Source organism: Shinella sp. GW835-FHT14H05 (assembly GCF_058793575.1).
Genome location: NZ_JBXAFY010000007.1, coordinates 177240 through 190941, shown reverse-complemented (window position 1 = coordinate 190941; position 13702 = coordinate 177240). Strand labels below are relative to the sequence as shown.

Here is a 13702-nt window from a genome sequence, read left to right as displayed (position 1 = left end):
ATCCCCCAGCGAATTGCTGAGGGGGGACAGTAGAGAAAAATCCACAACTTCCGGTAATCGGAATGGTTCAAATTCTCTGCATTCCGCGCGAACTCTAGGCCGTCACCGGCCGCCCGCCAAATGCGGTCGTGGCCTGCTCCGTCAGCGCGCGGAATTTGGCCGATGCGCCGGCCAGTTTCGCGTCCCATTCCGGGTCCGGCACCTGGCCGCGGATCGTGTCGAAATAGACGGCCATCAGCGCGGTGATGGCGAAGGGTTCCAGCACGGCCGCCTTGAACGCCCAGGCGAAGACGATGGCGACGATGAAGCTGTAGCCGGCGATCTCGCCCGGGAACGCATAGAGAATGGCCGCGGCGGGCGCCAGCGCCAGCAGGAAGACGACGATCGAGAGGATCCACAGGAAGATCGAGAGCCAGACGGCGTTCTTCACCATCTTCAGCCCGTTCTGCGCATAGAGCACGAGGCCGCGGCGCGAGCTTTCCCAGGCATTGTCGCTGTTGGTGCGGATGTTGTAGCCGAGAATAATCTCGTCGACATAGGTCAGCGACAGGCGGATCACCGTGTTGGCGAAGCGGGCCAGTGCGTCGAGGCCGGGGATCGGCAGGAAGGCGGCGATGCCGCCGATGAGGCCGGTGATCGCGCCGATCACGCCCTTGATGAGCTGGTCGAGCGCGAAGAGCACGTTCGCCTCGCCGAAGCGGGCCGTGACGATCTCGCGGCCATAGGCGACCTGTCCCTTGCCGTCCGGCAGCGCCTCGCCGTCGATCAGCTTGACGATGACGGCGATATGGGCGGCCTTGACCATATAGAGCAGCCATTCGCGCGCCCAGTAGACGGCGGTGCCCACGAAACCCATGCCGATGAAACCGCCCCAGACCGCATAGGATTCCGGGCTTTCGCTGATCGATCCGACGCCATAACCGATGCCGGCGCCGGCGCCGGTGGCCAGGATGAAGGCGAGCGTGATGACGAAATAGATCACCATGCGGGTGAGGATGAAGGGCATGGTCCTGGCAAGGATGCCGATGGTCTTGCCGATGCTGAAGTCCCACATGCTTTGTCGCCCCTCAAAGAAAATCCCGCAGCCCCGAACCGTCGCGTGAAGAGCAAACGTTTCGGCGATGCGGGATATTCTGTTTCAGCAGAGGTCGGTGGAACTGATCTGGATGCCGAACCCTTCGAGGCCGACATAGTGGCGCTCGCGCGACGCCATCAGGCGGATCGAGGTGATGCCGAGATCCTTCAGGATCTGTGCGCCAAGACCGATTTCCAGCCATTCGCTTTCGCGCGCCTGCGCCTCGTTATGGCCTTCGCCGTCATGTTTGCCCCGGCGGGCGGTCTGCGAGGCACCGACGCCGACGGACCCTTCGCGCAGATACACGATGACGCCGCGGCCCTGCTCGGCGATGCGTTTCATGATGCCGTCGATCTGGCGGTCCGCGCCAAAAACGTCGCCGCCGACATTTTCCAGATGCAGGCGCACCGGAATGTCGACGCCGTCGCGGATGTCGCCGAAGATCACCGCGAGGTGCTGCATCGGATCCCAGGGCAGCGTGTAGGTCAGGGCCTTCGCCCGGCCGTAGGGCGTCTCGATGGTGAAGGTGTCGACCTGCTCGATCAGCGTTTCCTTGCGCTGGCGATAGGCGATAAGATCGGCGACGGAGACCTGCTTCAGGCCGTGCGTTTCGGCAAAGCTTGCGACCTGCGGGCCGCGCATCACGGTGCCGTCGTCGTTGACGAGCTCGCTGATCACGCCGATCGGCGGCAGGCTCGCGAGCCGGCAGAGGTCGACGGCGGCTTCCGTATGGCCGGAGCGCATCAAGACACCGCCTTCGCGCGCGACGAGCGGGAAGATGTGGCCGGGCCGCACGAAATCCGTCGGGCCGACATTGGGGTTGGCGAGGTTGCGCACCGTCAGCGTTCGGTCGTCGGCGGAGATGCCGGTCGTCGTGCCGTGCTTGAAATCGACGGAGACGGTGAAGGCGGTGGTGTGCGCCGAATCGTTTTCCGCCACCATGGCGTTGAGGTTGAGGCGCTTGGCCTCCTCGCGCGGCATGGGGGTGCAGACGATGCCGGAGGTGTGGCGCACGATAAAGGCCATCTTTTCCGGCGTGCAGTGCACCGCGGCGACGATGAGGTCGCCCTCGTTCTCGCGGCCGTCGTCATCCATGACGACGACGATCTCGCCGGCCTCGAAGGCGCGGATGGCATCGACGACACGCTTCTGGTCGTAGCTCATGGCAGGCTCCTATTCAGGCGGTTATTTCAGGCGGCCGGTCTGGCCGCGATCGCGCAGGTAGTGATCGGCAACGGCGCAGGCAACCATCGCCTCGCCGATCGGCACGGCGCGGATGCCCACGCAGGGATCGTGCCGGCCCTTGGTGCGCACGTCGACATTGTTGCCGTCCGAATCGATCGAGCGACGCTCGGTGAGGATCGAGGAGGTCGGCTTGATGGCAAAGCGCGCGATCACCGGCTGGCCGGTGGAAATGCCCCCCAGAATGCCGCCGGCGTGGTTGGACAAGAAGATCGGGTTGCCGTCATTGCCCATGCGCATCTCGTCGGCATTTTCCTCGCCAGTGAGTTCCGCGGAGGCAAAACCTTCGCCGATCTCGACGCCCTTGACGGCATTGATCGACATCAGCAGCGAGGCGATGTCCTGGTCGAGCTTGCCGTAGATCGGCGCACCGATGCCGGCCGGAACACCCTCGGCGACCACCTCGACGACGGCGCCGATGGAGGAGCCGGACTTGCGGATACCGTCGAGATACTCTTCCCAGACGGGCACGATGGCCGGGTCGGGGGCGAAGAACGGGTTGTTGTTGATCTCGTTCCAATCCCAGTTGTCGCGGTTGATCTTGTGCTTGCCGATCTGCACGAGGGCGGCGCGAACATTGAGCCCCGGCACGACCTTGCGGGCAAGCCCGCCGGCCGCGACGCGGGCCGCGGTCTCGCGGGCCGAGGAACGCCCGCCGCCGCGATAGTCGCGAATGCCGTATTTGGCGTCATAGGTGTAGTCGGCGTGGCCCGGGCGGTAGCGCTTGGCGATCTCGCCATAGTCCTTGGAGCGCTGGTCGGTGTTCTCGATCATCATGGAGACCGGCGTGCCGGTGGTGATCATCGTCTCGCCGTCCTCGTCCATCATCACGCCGGAGAGCACCTTTACGAGGTCGTCCTCGCGGCGCTGCGTCACGAAACGCGACTGGCCGGGCTTGCGCTTGTCGAGCCAGGCCTGGAGTTCGGCCAGCGTGAAGCGGATGCCGGGCGGGCAGCCATCCACCACGCAGCCAAGCGCCACCCCATGGCTTTCGCCCCAGGTGGTGACGCGGAAAAGGTGACCGAAAGTATTGTGCGACATGAGCGGAACCGGACCTGTAAGGAAGTGGGTCCTCTCTTAGTGGAAAAGTGCTGGGAGGGACAAGGGTTTCGCGCAGAGATGCTGCTTTGGGAAGCTTGTTGCTTTTTTGGGGGCGAGTCGCGGTCGCGACTGATTTTTGTCCAAAGCGTTCATGGAAGGGTGATCCGAGCATCTCTGAGAGGGGCTGGAAAACCGAACAGCAGCTTTCCGGCAGTTCAAGGCCTATAGCGCGTTGGTCAAATCTCCGAACCGCTGGTCCCGGTCAGTTCCTGAAGACGATGCAGGCGCCGCCGCTCTGGCGGACTTCGCGGCACACGGCCTCGGCTTCCTGCCGGGTCGGACGGCCAATGCGGGCCGTGTATCGCAGCCTTGTCCCGAAGGCACGGTTGCGTTCCTGCTGGATCAGCGGCTTTTCCTTGTTCAGCGGCGCGGGCAGGGATCGAACGGTCGACAGGAACAATCTGACGGCCACCGTCTTCTGGAAATGCCCCGCCAGTTGCGCGCCCCAAGGTGCCCAAGCCCCTTCCGCTTCAAATTCGAGGGCCTTAAGGCGCCGCGTGTCGGCAAGCGCGATGCAGGCGTCCTCGAAGGACTTTTGCCCGTCGAGGCGCAGGTCGATGGCTGCAGGCGGGTTGTCGCGCCAGTCCTCGGCCGCATGAGCCGTGATATCAAGGACGTAGTTGCGGGTCTCCTGCGGCAGGCTTCCGGTATTCAGGAACTTCCGCAGTCCGCCTTCGCCGGCATTGTAGGCGGCGGCGGCGAGGCCGATATTGCCGAAGCGATCTCGCAGGTCATCGAGATACTCGGCCGATTTCTTCAATGCCTCCAAAGCGTCGAAACTGTTCGATAGGCCGCGCAGTCTTGCGGTGGAGGGAATGAATTGCGCTATTCCTTCCGCGCCCTTCGGGCTGACGGCATCTGGACGGAACCGGCTTTCCGTCCAGATCAGCCGCGCAAAGAAATCGGGCGGCAGATCGTTCTCGCCGGCAAAATGGGCAAGCGCCCCGCATATGTCGCGATTGAAGCTGGTCTCGCGGACGCAGAGCATTCCGGTGTTGGTGGCTATTGAGTAAATACAAGGCGGCGCGCGCCATTCAATCTGGGCGATCGCGGCATCCGTCGGTATGCTGGAGGCCAGCGCCCCTGCAGCCAGCAAGGCAAGTCTCCGCCTGTCCCATCTCCGTCGCGCGTGCCACATCGCTCCCTCATATCACCGTTGCGAAACGAGAGGGAGGTGCATGCTTATTGCGCCGGCAGGATGTGGCGTGCTGTTGGCGCAAAGCGGTCTTAGCCGCCAACCGCTCTCTATGAAGCCAGCTTCCACCGCATCTCTGTGCCGAAGGCCAGAAACGCATCGCGGGACAACGGCCGCGCAAAGGCATAACCCTGCAACAGGTCGCAGCCGAGCAGCCCCAGCATTTCGGCGTGCTGCATCGTCTCCACACCTTCCGCCACGATCTCGATGCCGAGCGAGCGGCCGATCTCGATGATCGAGCGCACCAGCGCCTGCTCGTCGCGCGAGGAGAGGATGGGCGCCACGAGCTGGCGGTCGATCTTCAGGCGCTTAGGCTTCAGCTTCAGAAGGCTGACGATCGAGGTATGGCCGGTGCCGAAATCGTCGATCTCGATGTCGATGCCGAGCGCCTTGATGCGTTCCAGGTTGGACAGCACCACGTCGTCGCTCTCGTCGAGAAAGATCGATTCGACCAGTTCGAAGGCGATCTGGCCGGGCTGGATGGAGAGGCCGGTGAGGCTGTCGATCAGGCTCTCGTCGCGCAGGCGCCGGGCCGACACGTTGACCGAAATCTTCGGCATGATCAGGCCCTGCGCGGCCCAGCGGGCGCAGTCGATCAGCGCTTTTTCGAGCACGATCCGGTCGAGCGTCGCCATGACGTTGAGGTCCTCGGCGATCTTCAGAAAGCGGTCGGGCGTCAAAAGCCCGTCGCGCGGATGGTTCCAGCGGATCAGCGCCTCGGCACCGGCGAGCTTCAGCGTGCCGGCGTCGATCTGCGGCTGGTAATAGGGCACGAATTCGTTGTTCTCGATGCCCGCGAGGATATCGTCGGCGATTCGCTTGTTCGAGATGATCTCGGCCTGCAGCGCCTGCGTGAAGAATTCGTGCCGGTTACGGCCGAGCGCCTTGGCGCGATAGAGCGCGATATCGGCATTGACGAGCAGTTTCGCGGTGTCGATCGAGCGGCCCTCGGCCAGCGCCACGCCGATGCTGACGCCGAAGCGGCAGAGGTGGCCCTCATATTCGACGGGCTGCTGCATCAGGGTGATGATGCGGCGCGACAGCGTGCTGAGATAGGTCTGGTCGGTCGTGTCGGTCACCACGACGACGAATTCGTCGCCGCCGATGCGCGCGACGAGATCGCCCGGCCGGGCGGAGGCGCGCAGCACCTGCGAGGCGTGCACCAGCAGCGCGTCGCCGGCGGCGTGGCCGAGCGTGTCGTTGATCTGCTTGAAGCGGTCGAGATCGATATGCAGGATGCCGACGCGCACCTCGGAGGTGTTGCTGAGCGCCGCGATGGCGGTCAGTTCGTCGTCGAGCTTGCGGCGGTTGCCGAGCCCGGTCAGCGGGTCGTGCAGCGCATTGTGCTCGATGCGGACCTTCGCCTGTTCGAGTTCGATGTTCTTGACGTCGGCCTGCGTCTTCGCCGCCTTGAGGTGCTCCTTCAGGATCACGTCCTCGGTAACGTCGAAAGCAAGGCCGATCAGCTTGCGGCTGCCGCCGTGGCCGTAGTGGATCTTGCCGACTGAGCGCACATGGCGGATTTCGCCGCCCGGCAGCACGACGCGCGCCTCGTGCACATAGGGCAGGTCCTGCGCAATGCAGCGCTCGACATTGGCGGTGATGTCGTTGCGATCCTCCGGATGCACCGCACCGAGCCAGGCCTCGTGCGACACGATGCCGTCGGTGAAGGTCAGCCCGTAGAGCTGGTGCATGCGCCCATCCCAGAAGGTGCGGCCCAGGTTCAGGTCGGCCTCCCAGAGGCCGCATTGATAGGAATCGAGCGCCAGGTCGAGGCGCCGGGTCGTCTGTTCCAGCTCGGCATTCTGCCGGTCGGAGCGCTCCTTGGCCTCCTTGAGGCTGTCCGTCATCTGCACGTCTTCAGTGACGTCGAAGGCGAGGCCGACAAGCTTGCGCCGGCCGTCCTGGGCAATGTGGAGCTTGCCGACCGACTGGACATGGCGGATCGAGCCGTCCGGATGCACGATACGCGAGGTGCGTATATAGGGCACGTTCTCGCGGATCGTCTCGTCGGCCTTGCGCTCGGCCTCGATGCGGTCGTCGGGGTGGATAGCGTTCACCCAGGTGTCGTGGGTGACCCGCTCGCCGGTGTTCACCACGCCGTAGAGCTGGTGCATGCGGTCGTCCCACAGCGTCAGCCCATCCTCCAGGTCGGCCTCCCAGAGGCCGCATTCATAGGAATCGAGCGCCAGGTCGAGGCGCTGCGTCAGCTTGGCGAGCTCGGCATTCTGCACCTCGGTGTGTTCCTTGGCGCGCTTCAGCGCCTCGTTCAGAAGCACGTCCTCGGTGACGTCCCAGCTGATGCCGGTCAGCTTGTCCTTGCCGTTCGGGCCGGCAAGGCGCGAGCCGACGTTGCGGATGTGGCGCACGCTACCGTCGGGCAGGCGGATGCAATATTGCGACTTGTAGTCATTGCCGCCGGCGCGGACCACGTCCATCTCGGCCCTCGCGGTGGCGACGTCCTCGGCGGAGAGAACGGCGTCCCAGTCGAGGTCGTTTGGCGATTCGTTCTCCGGCACGCCGTGCATGCGGTGCATCTGGACATCCCAGCTGCGCGAGCCGGTCGAAAGCTCGATCTCCCAGATGCCGATCTTGGAGGCGTCCAGCGCAGTGTCGAGGCGCTGCGACAGCGACTTCACCTGCCGCTCGCGCGCCCGCAGGCGGGCGATGTTGCGCTGGCGCTCGCTGACGAGGCCGCCTGTCAGGAAGATCGGCACGATGATGACGAGCGCGGCGGCGGCGATGATCAGACGCACCTGCGTCAGGTTTTCCGGCGGGTGATGCCAGCCCTTCGCCGGAATGGCCGCGAGCTCCCAGCGCCCGCCGGGAAAGTCGAGCACCTGCACCACGGGCTCGTTTTCGAAGATCTCGGCGGCGCCGAAGAACGGGTCGACGATATTGTCCGGCACGCTGACGTCGCGGATGGCGAGCTGGATATCGGTCGGGTGCTGCGGCATGCCATATTGGCCGGGCCGGTCGGGATCGATCAGGCCGGCATCGGTGAAGAGCTTCCGCTCGTCGATCAGCCCGTCGATATAGCCCCAGAAATAGTGCCGCGCGTCGACATTGGTGAAGACCGGCATGAAGAGGTTGAAACCGCGGCCGCCCTTGGCGAACTGCACCGGCCCGAACATCAGCGGGCGCCCGCGCGAGCGGTCCATCTGGGCGGCGCGGCGGAAGGAGGGGAAGCGGTTGAAATCGTTGCCGATATAATGCTGGTTGCCATCAAGCGGGAAGGCGTGGGTGACCTTGGCGTCCGGCGCCACGCCGACGCGGCGGAAATGGGTGTTCTGCAACATCAGCTTGCGGGCGAAGACGTTGAATTGCTGCGTCGCCTGGTCCGGCGCCACGGCGAACATGTTGGCCACGCTGCGCAGCGCCGCCACATTGCTGTTCACCTCGCTCTGCAACCGCGCGCTGACCAGCGCAAGGTCGCCCGAGACATGGCTTTCCAGCTCCTTGAGGTAGATGCGCTCGTTTTGCCGCTCGTAGATGATGCCCGCGGTGAGGATGACGCAGCCGGCGATCGTCGCCGGCACGAGCGATGGCCGCGCCCATTCTGCGATGGATGCCAGATGGCGGCGAAGGGCAGCAGTCAATGGCAAGAATCGATCCCCGATGAGGGACGAACGGTAAGGCGTGCATCCTTAAAATTGCATTTATAAGCAACTGAAATACTTGCACTTCCGCGCGGTTAACCAGTCGGATCGTGTCATTTCACGACAGATCGGCCAGGCCATTTGTCCGACAATCCAGGGGATGAGCCGGCGGCACGGCTTGATTCGTATGATCTTTCCGGCCATCCATTCCAAAACGCGCGTGGGGACGGGCGAATTTCGCCATATTTGGGGGGCATCTGACGTGACCAGCAAAAAGACTGATTCATTCCCAGGGGTTCGCACGATGCGCCTATTGATCGCCGCGCTGTTGGCTACGGCCGTTTTCCTCTCGCCGCTTGCCGCATCGGCCGAAAGCGCCGATGTCGAGGCCGTGATCACCAGCGTCGACACTGGCAGCCTCAGCCTGTCGCTCGACGACGGCAAGAAGTACCAGGCGCCGGAAGAATTCAACTTCGAAGGCCTGGAGCCGGGCGTGAAGGTGCTGGTGTTCTACACCGAAGTCGACGGCAAGCGCGTCATCAACGATCTCGAAATCATTCAGTAAAAAACGGCAGGCTCGTTAGAGCCAGTGCATGCCCGTCGCGTCGATGCGCAGCAGGCGGTCCTGGTGGATGGGCGTGTTGGCCGCTTCTTCTTCCGCCATGCCATGCAGCCGGAACGCCGCGCGGAAAACTCCGCCATGACTGACGCAGACGGTCGGGCCGCGCACGTCGGCAAGCCAGGAGGCGATGCGCCAGGAGAGAATCTCGTAGCTTTCAGCGGCTTCCCCCGGCGGAATGAAGTTCCACTTGGAATGCATGCGCTCCTCGACCCTGTCCGGCACCTTCGCCATCAGTTCGGGCAGCGTATGGCCCTCCCAGTCGCCGAAGGAGACTTCGACGAGGCGCGGGTCGGTGCGGTAGGCGAGGGGATCGAGGCCCATGGCGCGGCGCAGGATTTCCATCGTCTCGCGCGTGCGCCCGAGCGGGCTCGCCACGAAATCGTAATCGGAAACCGTCTGCCCGAGAATGCCCTTGAGGGCGGCGCCGTTACCGGCCGCCTGTTTTCGGCCGGTGTCGTTCAGCGGGATGTCCTGCTGGCCTTGCAGCCTGCCCTCTGCATTCCACGCGGTCTGGCCGTGTCGGATCATGTAGATGGGCAAGGTGCAGTCCCGCTGCTTGGAGTTCACTCAGTCCTTGATGACGGAAATGTCCGGCGCATCGACGGCCTTCATGCCGACGACGTGGTAGCCGCTGTCGGCGTGATGCGTCTCGCCGGTCACCGAGCGCGACAGGTCGGAGAGCATGTAGAGGCCGACATCGCCCACTTCCTCGATGGTGACGGTACGGCGCAGCGGCGCATTGTACTCGTTCCACTTGAGGATGTAGCGGAAGTCGCCGATGCCGGAGGCGGCCAGCGTCTTGATCGGGCCGGCCGAAATCGCGTTGACGCGGATGTTCTTCGGGCCGAGGTCGACCGCGAGATACTTCACGCTCGCTTCAAGTGCCGCCTTGGCGACGCCCATGACGTTGTAGTTCGGCATGACCTTTTCCGCGCCATAATAGGTCAGCGTCAGCATCGAGCCGCCATCGGTCATCAGCTTTTCCGCGCGCCGGGCGACCGACGTGAAGGAATAGACCGAGATCTGCATGGTCTTGGCGAAGTTCGCCGGCGTGGTGTCCACGTAGCGGCCGGTCAGTTCGTCCTTGTCGGAAAAGCCGATGGCATGCACGAGGAAGTCGATCTTGCCCCAGGTCTTCTCGATATTCTCGAAGACCGCGTCGATCGACGCTTCGTCGGAAACATCGCAATCGCCAGCCAGCACCGCGCCGATTTCGGCCGCCAGCGGCTCGACGCGCTTCTTCAGCGCATCGCCCTGATAGGTGAGGGCAATTTCGCCGCCCTGTGAATGGATAGCCTTGGCGATGCCCCAGGCGATGGAACGGTTGTTGGCGACGCCCATGATGACGCCGCGCTTGCCCTTCATCAGACCAGATGCCTGAACCATGGTTTGCCCCCTGATACTTAAGTCAATTGTGCCTATGGCATAGGCAGCAATGCGGTTCAAGCGCGCGGGGCTTCAGGAACTGTTAGCATCCGTAACAATGGGTGCATGTTTTACGAAAGCGTCACAATCGATTTAAAGATAAAGGCCTTCGCGCAGGCTGCGCATCAGGTCGATCATCTTGGCATCCGGCTTTTCCCACAGGAGAAGGCGGATTTCGGCAATCAGATCGCCGCGTTCGCCATTCTCCATGACGAGGCCTTCGCCTTCGATGCGGATCTTCTGGTCGGAACCCGACCAGGCCGGCACCGTCACGGGGAAGGAGCCGAGCGGCCCCTCGACCGTCGTTTCGCAGCCGAGCACCGCATTCTCGATCGTCACCGGCAGATCGACCTTCAGGTCGAAGCCATCGACCCGGAAGCGGCCGGGCGCAACGCGCACGGTGATGACGGCATCGCCGCGCTTCAGGTTCTCGAAGCGGTATCCGGCTTCCTTGAGGCGCATGACCTGGCCATCCGTCGTGCCCGCGCCGATCGGCACGCGCAACGTCTGGCCGTCCGGCGTTTCGAGCGTCGGGCGCACACGGTTCAGGATGTCCTCGACGGAGACCGTGACGTCGGCAAAGAAGTCCGGCGCCTTGTCGACCTTGGGGCGGCCGCCGCGAATGCGGCGGATGATGGCGGAGATGATGGCGGCGGCCGGCGCGATGCCGCGGCCCTGGCCCGCATCATCCGTTTCCGGCTCGTCGGTCGCCTTGCGGGCGTCCTGCGCGGGTGCCGCCGCGGCTTGCGGCTGCGGGCGGGCCTGATTCTGGGCCTGCGCTTGCGATTGAGCCTGCGCCTTGCCCTCGGCCGGCTGGCCGCGGGGATCGACGCCGAAGATGCGGGCGATCATGTCTTCCGCGCCTTCGTCGGCCATGCGCGGCGGCGGGTCGTTCCTCACCTTGCGCTCGGTCTGCTGGCGGCGCATCTGCTCCATGCGGCGAAGCTCGGCCTCGCGCTGCTGGCGGTCGTAGCGGCTGCGTTTGTCGGGGTCGCGCAAAAGATCGTAGGCCCGGCCGGCTTCGGTGAAGCGCACTGTGGCGTTGGGGTCGTCGTGGTTCTGGTCGGGATGCACCGCTTTTGCAAGCGAGCGCCAGGCCGCCTTGATTTCATCCTGCCCGGCGCTTCTTTTCACGCCCAGCACCGAATAGGGGTCACGCATAACTTCCACCCATTGTCGTTTTGCCGACCATGATAGGGGGCACGTCCTAATCACTGGTTACGGGTCAGGGTTGAAAAATCGCAAACATGCGCGCGAGACGATTCAGCCCTGGCGATCGAAGGCCAGCAGCAGCCATTCGCCGGAACTGCCGAGGCAGGTGCGGCCGGAATAATTGGCGATCCCCTGGTAGGAATGTTTCGTCGTCACGAAATCGCGGCAGGTGCGCCCGGCATCGTCGCGGTTTTCCGCAATCGTGCTGATCACGCCCGCACTGCCCGAGGCGGAATTCGCCCAGGGGATCGGATTGCCGGCGGTGCGCGAAATATCGGCGGAGGAGACGGCGTTGCGCACGGTGATCTCGTCGGTCAGCCGCTCCGCGCCGGCCGGCACGGCGCTGGTGCGCACGGTATCGACCTTGCTGTCGGAAAAGACGTCGAGGCCGCCCATGCAGCCCGGCAGAAGCGCGCAGCCCATCGTCACGCCGGCAACAGCAAGGCAGCGCGCCCAGTATGGCTTTGTCTCGGGTCGCGACTTTGCTATGACATCCACTCCTGTCTGCCCCCAATCGTCAAAAAGATCGGCATTGAATCGAATATGAGCGAAAATGCGTTAACAAGCGGTGACTTCACCCAGGAGAACGAGCCCTATTCCCTGTTCGGCACATGGCTGGAAGAGGCCGGAAAGACCGAGCCGAACGATCCGAACGCGCTGGCGCTCGCCACCGTCGACGAGACCGGCCTGCCCAATGTGCGCATGGTCCTCTTGAAAGGTTTCGACGAGCGCGGCTTCGTCTTCTACACGAATTTCGAAAGCCGCAAGGGCGTCGAGCTTCTCGGCGCCCACAAGGCCGCCATGTGCTTCCACTGGAAATCGCTGCGCCGCCAGGTGCGGGTGCGCGGCGATATCGAGGTCGTCACCGATGCCGAGGCCGACGAATATTACGCCTCGCGCCCGCGCGGCAGCCGCATCGGCGCCTGGGCCTCGAAACAGTCGCGCCCGCTCGAAAGCCGCTTCGCGCTGGAAAAGGCGGTCGCCGAATACACTGCCCGCTACGCGATCGGCGAAATCCCCCGTCCGCCGCATTGGTCCGGCTTCCGCCTGAAACCCGTCTCAATCGAATTCTGGCATGACCGCCCCTTCCGCCTGCACGACCGCGTCGAATTCCGCCACGCGGAAGACGGCAAGGGCTGGACGAAGGTGCGGATGTATCCGTGAGGGATCAGCGCCGGAGCAGCCGGAACGGGATGCCGGAGGCCAGTGCGCCGACATATTTCGGCTTCTGGTAGAGCCCGTTCAGCGAGATGCGGGGTAGCGTCGTCGGGGTGTCGAAGGAGCGGGTGGAGAGCGTGCCGGGGTCCGTGGTGACGGCGACGCGGAAGCCGAGGTCCTTGGCGAGGCGGTGTTCGCGCGGGGAGACGGCGGCGCGGTCGCCATAGGGATAGGCGAAGGTTTCCGGGCGGTGGCCGATGATCGCGGCGATGCGGTCGGCCGACTGCTCCATCTCGCGGCGCGCCTCCGCGTCGCTGAGGCGGGCGAGCGCGCGGTGGCTGACCGTATGGGCGCCGATCGAGGCCAGCGGGTTGAGCACGAGGCTCTTCAGTTCCGGTTCGCGCATGACGAGCCGTTCGGTCAGCATCATCGGGTCGATGCCGTGGGCCTTGGCTGCCGCGTCGAGCTTTTCGATCGCCGCCCCTTCCTCCGTTTCCACCTGGATGAAGCGGGCGAAGCGACTGAAAGCGGCCTGTTTCTGGAAGGGCGTGGCAAGCGGCATGGTGACGGCGCCCGAGCCGAAATCGAACTCCAGATGCGGCGCGGCGCGCAGAAGCTCCGTCAGCGTCTCCCACCAGATGCCATGCGTCTTGCAGCAGAAACCCGGCGCGACGAACACGGTGAACGGAACCTTATGCCGAGTGAAGACCGGCTGGGCATGGACCGCATTGTTGCGGTAGCCGTCGTCGAGCGTGAAGGCGGCAAACCGTTCGCCGGCCCGCGCGATGGCAAGGCGCGCCGGCATGTCGGCGAGCGCAACGAACTGGTAGCCCTCTTCCGTCAGGTGCTCGATCGCCGCGTCCAGGAATTCCGGCGTGATCTCCAGATGCGCATTGGGATCGAAGGCCTGCGCCACCTTGGGCCGCACATGGTGCAGCGTGAAGATCGCGCCCATGCCACGCGCCGACGCCATCAGCCCGACCCGCTCCGCCAGATGCGCAAATTCCAGCCCGCCGGTGATCACGGCGCGCTTCAGACCCTGTCGCATTGTGCTGCGGATCGGCATGTCGTCT

The 13702-nt window shown here is 64.3% G+C and carries 12 protein-coding genes; 2 read left to right on the top strand and 10 right to left on the bottom strand.

The window, feature by feature from the left end; all coding sequences use genetic code 11:
- Positions 1-94: 94 nt before the first annotated feature.
- From AC1Q6Z_RS21415 to AC1Q6Z_RS21395, 5 genes are all read right to left on the bottom strand, one after another.
- Entirely contained in the window at positions 95-1054 is a 960-nt protein-coding gene (locus AC1Q6Z_RS21415) for a hypothetical protein (protein WP_492649195.1), read from the bottom strand.
- 84 nt (positions 1055-1138) lie between these two features.
- On the bottom strand, positions 1139-2239 hold the full coding sequence (gene ribB / locus AC1Q6Z_RS21410) for a 3,4-dihydroxy-2-butanone-4-phosphate synthase (RefSeq protein WP_435267406.1): 1101 nt from the start codon (positions 2237-2239) through the stop codon (positions 1139-1141).
- Positions 2240-2260: 21 nt separating this feature from the next.
- Positions 2261-3358, bottom strand: coding sequence for a chorismate synthase (aroC, locus tag AC1Q6Z_RS21405; protein ID WP_492649194.1), 1098 nt, complete (start codon positions 3356-3358; stop codon positions 2261-2263).
- Between the two features lie 262 nt (positions 3359-3620).
- Positions 3621-4556 carry a lytic transglycosylase domain-containing protein gene (locus tag AC1Q6Z_RS21400; protein ID WP_492649193.1) on the bottom strand — a complete coding sequence of 312 codons (936 nt, stop codon included), beginning with the start codon at positions 4554-4556 and terminating at the stop codon, positions 3621-3623.
- A 107-nt stretch (positions 4557-4663) separates the two neighbouring features.
- Positions 4664-8218: a bifunctional diguanylate cyclase/phosphodiesterase gene (locus AC1Q6Z_RS21395; protein ID WP_492649192.1), complete on the bottom strand. Its 3555-nt coding sequence runs from the start codon at positions 8216-8218 to the stop codon at positions 4664-4666.
- A gap of 298 nt (positions 8219-8516) precedes the next feature.
- On the opposite strand from AC1Q6Z_RS21395, the gene AC1Q6Z_RS21390 reads away from it, so the two are divergent.
- Entirely contained in the window at positions 8517-8777 is a 261-nt protein-coding gene (locus AC1Q6Z_RS21390; protein WP_256118603.1) for a DUF1344 domain-containing protein, read from the top strand.
- Positions 8778-8792: 15 nt separating this feature from the next.
- On the opposite strand, the gene AC1Q6Z_RS21385 is transcribed toward AC1Q6Z_RS21390, so the two are convergent.
- The 4 genes from AC1Q6Z_RS21385 to AC1Q6Z_RS21370 all read right to left on the bottom strand — a co-directional run bounded on the left by AC1Q6Z_RS21385 (position 8793) and on the right by AC1Q6Z_RS21370 (position 11969).
- Positions 8793-9374: a histidine phosphatase family protein gene (locus AC1Q6Z_RS21385; protein ID WP_256118604.1), complete on the bottom strand. Its 582-nt coding sequence runs from the start codon at positions 9372-9374 to the stop codon at positions 8793-8795.
- Between the two features lie 27 nt (positions 9375-9401).
- Positions 9402-10220 (bottom strand): enoyl-ACP reductase FabI, encoded by an 819-nt coding sequence (gene fabI / locus AC1Q6Z_RS21380; RefSeq protein ID WP_256118605.1) that lies wholly within the window; start codon positions 10218-10220, stop codon positions 9402-9404.
- Between the two features lie 132 nt (positions 10221-10352).
- A complete protein-coding gene (locus AC1Q6Z_RS21375) occupies positions 10353-11420 on the bottom strand; it encodes a J domain-containing protein (protein WP_492649191.1) in 1068 nt (355 codons plus the stop codon).
- 102 nt (positions 11421-11522) lie between these two features.
- Entirely contained in the window at positions 11523-11969 is a 447-nt protein-coding gene (locus tag AC1Q6Z_RS21370) for an RT0821/Lpp0805 family surface protein (RefSeq protein WP_435267400.1), read from the bottom strand.
- A 45-nt stretch (positions 11970-12014) separates the two neighbouring features.
- Between AC1Q6Z_RS21370 and pdxH the strand changes: the two genes are divergently transcribed.
- Positions 12015-12635: a pyridoxamine 5'-phosphate oxidase gene (gene pdxH, locus AC1Q6Z_RS21365; RefSeq protein ID WP_435267399.1), complete on the top strand. Its 621-nt coding sequence runs from the start codon at positions 12015-12017 to the stop codon at positions 12633-12635.
- Positions 12636-12639: 4 nt separating this feature from the next.
- Here pdxH and AC1Q6Z_RS21360 read toward each other — a convergent pair whose 3' ends face one another.
- A complete protein-coding gene (locus AC1Q6Z_RS21360; RefSeq protein WP_492649190.1) occupies positions 12640-13695 on the bottom strand; it encodes a polysaccharide deacetylase family protein in 1056 nt (351 codons plus the stop codon).
- Between the last annotated feature and the right edge of the window lie 7 nt (positions 13696-13702).

Excerpts from the sequence above, each read along its gene's own strand:
- fabI (WP_256118605.1), bottom strand. The coding sequence starts at position 10,220 with ATGGTTCAGGCATCTGGTCTGATGAAGGGCAAGCGCGGCGTCATCATG.
- AC1Q6Z_RS21375 (WP_492649191.1), bottom strand. The coding sequence starts at position 11,420 with ATGCGTGACCCCTATTCGGTGCTGGGCGTGAAAAGAAGCGCCGGGCAG.
- AC1Q6Z_RS21400 (WP_492649193.1), bottom strand. The coding sequence starts at position 4,556 with ATGTGGCACGCGCGACGGAGATGGGACAGGCGGAGACTTGCCTTGCTG.
- aroC (WP_492649194.1), bottom strand. The coding sequence starts at position 3,358 with ATGTCGCACAATACTTTCGGTCACCTTTTCCGCGTCACCACCTGGGGC.
- pdxH (WP_435267399.1), top strand. The coding sequence starts at position 12,015 with ATGAGCGAAAATGCGTTAACAAGCGGTGACTTCACCCAGGAGAACGAG.
- AC1Q6Z_RS21390 (WP_256118603.1), top strand. The coding sequence starts at position 8,517 with ATGCGCCTATTGATCGCCGCGCTGTTGGCTACGGCCGTTTTCCTCTCG.
- AC1Q6Z_RS21360 (WP_492649190.1), bottom strand. The coding sequence starts at position 13,695 with ATGCCGATCCGCAGCACAATGCGACAGGGTCTGAAGCGCGCCGTGATC.
- ribB (WP_435267406.1), bottom strand. The coding sequence starts at position 2,239 with ATGAGCTACGACCAGAAGCGTGTCGTCGATGCCATCCGCGCCTTCGAG.
- AC1Q6Z_RS21415 (WP_492649195.1), bottom strand. The coding sequence starts at position 1,054 with ATGTGGGACTTCAGCATCGGCAAGACCATCGGCATCCTTGCCAGGACC.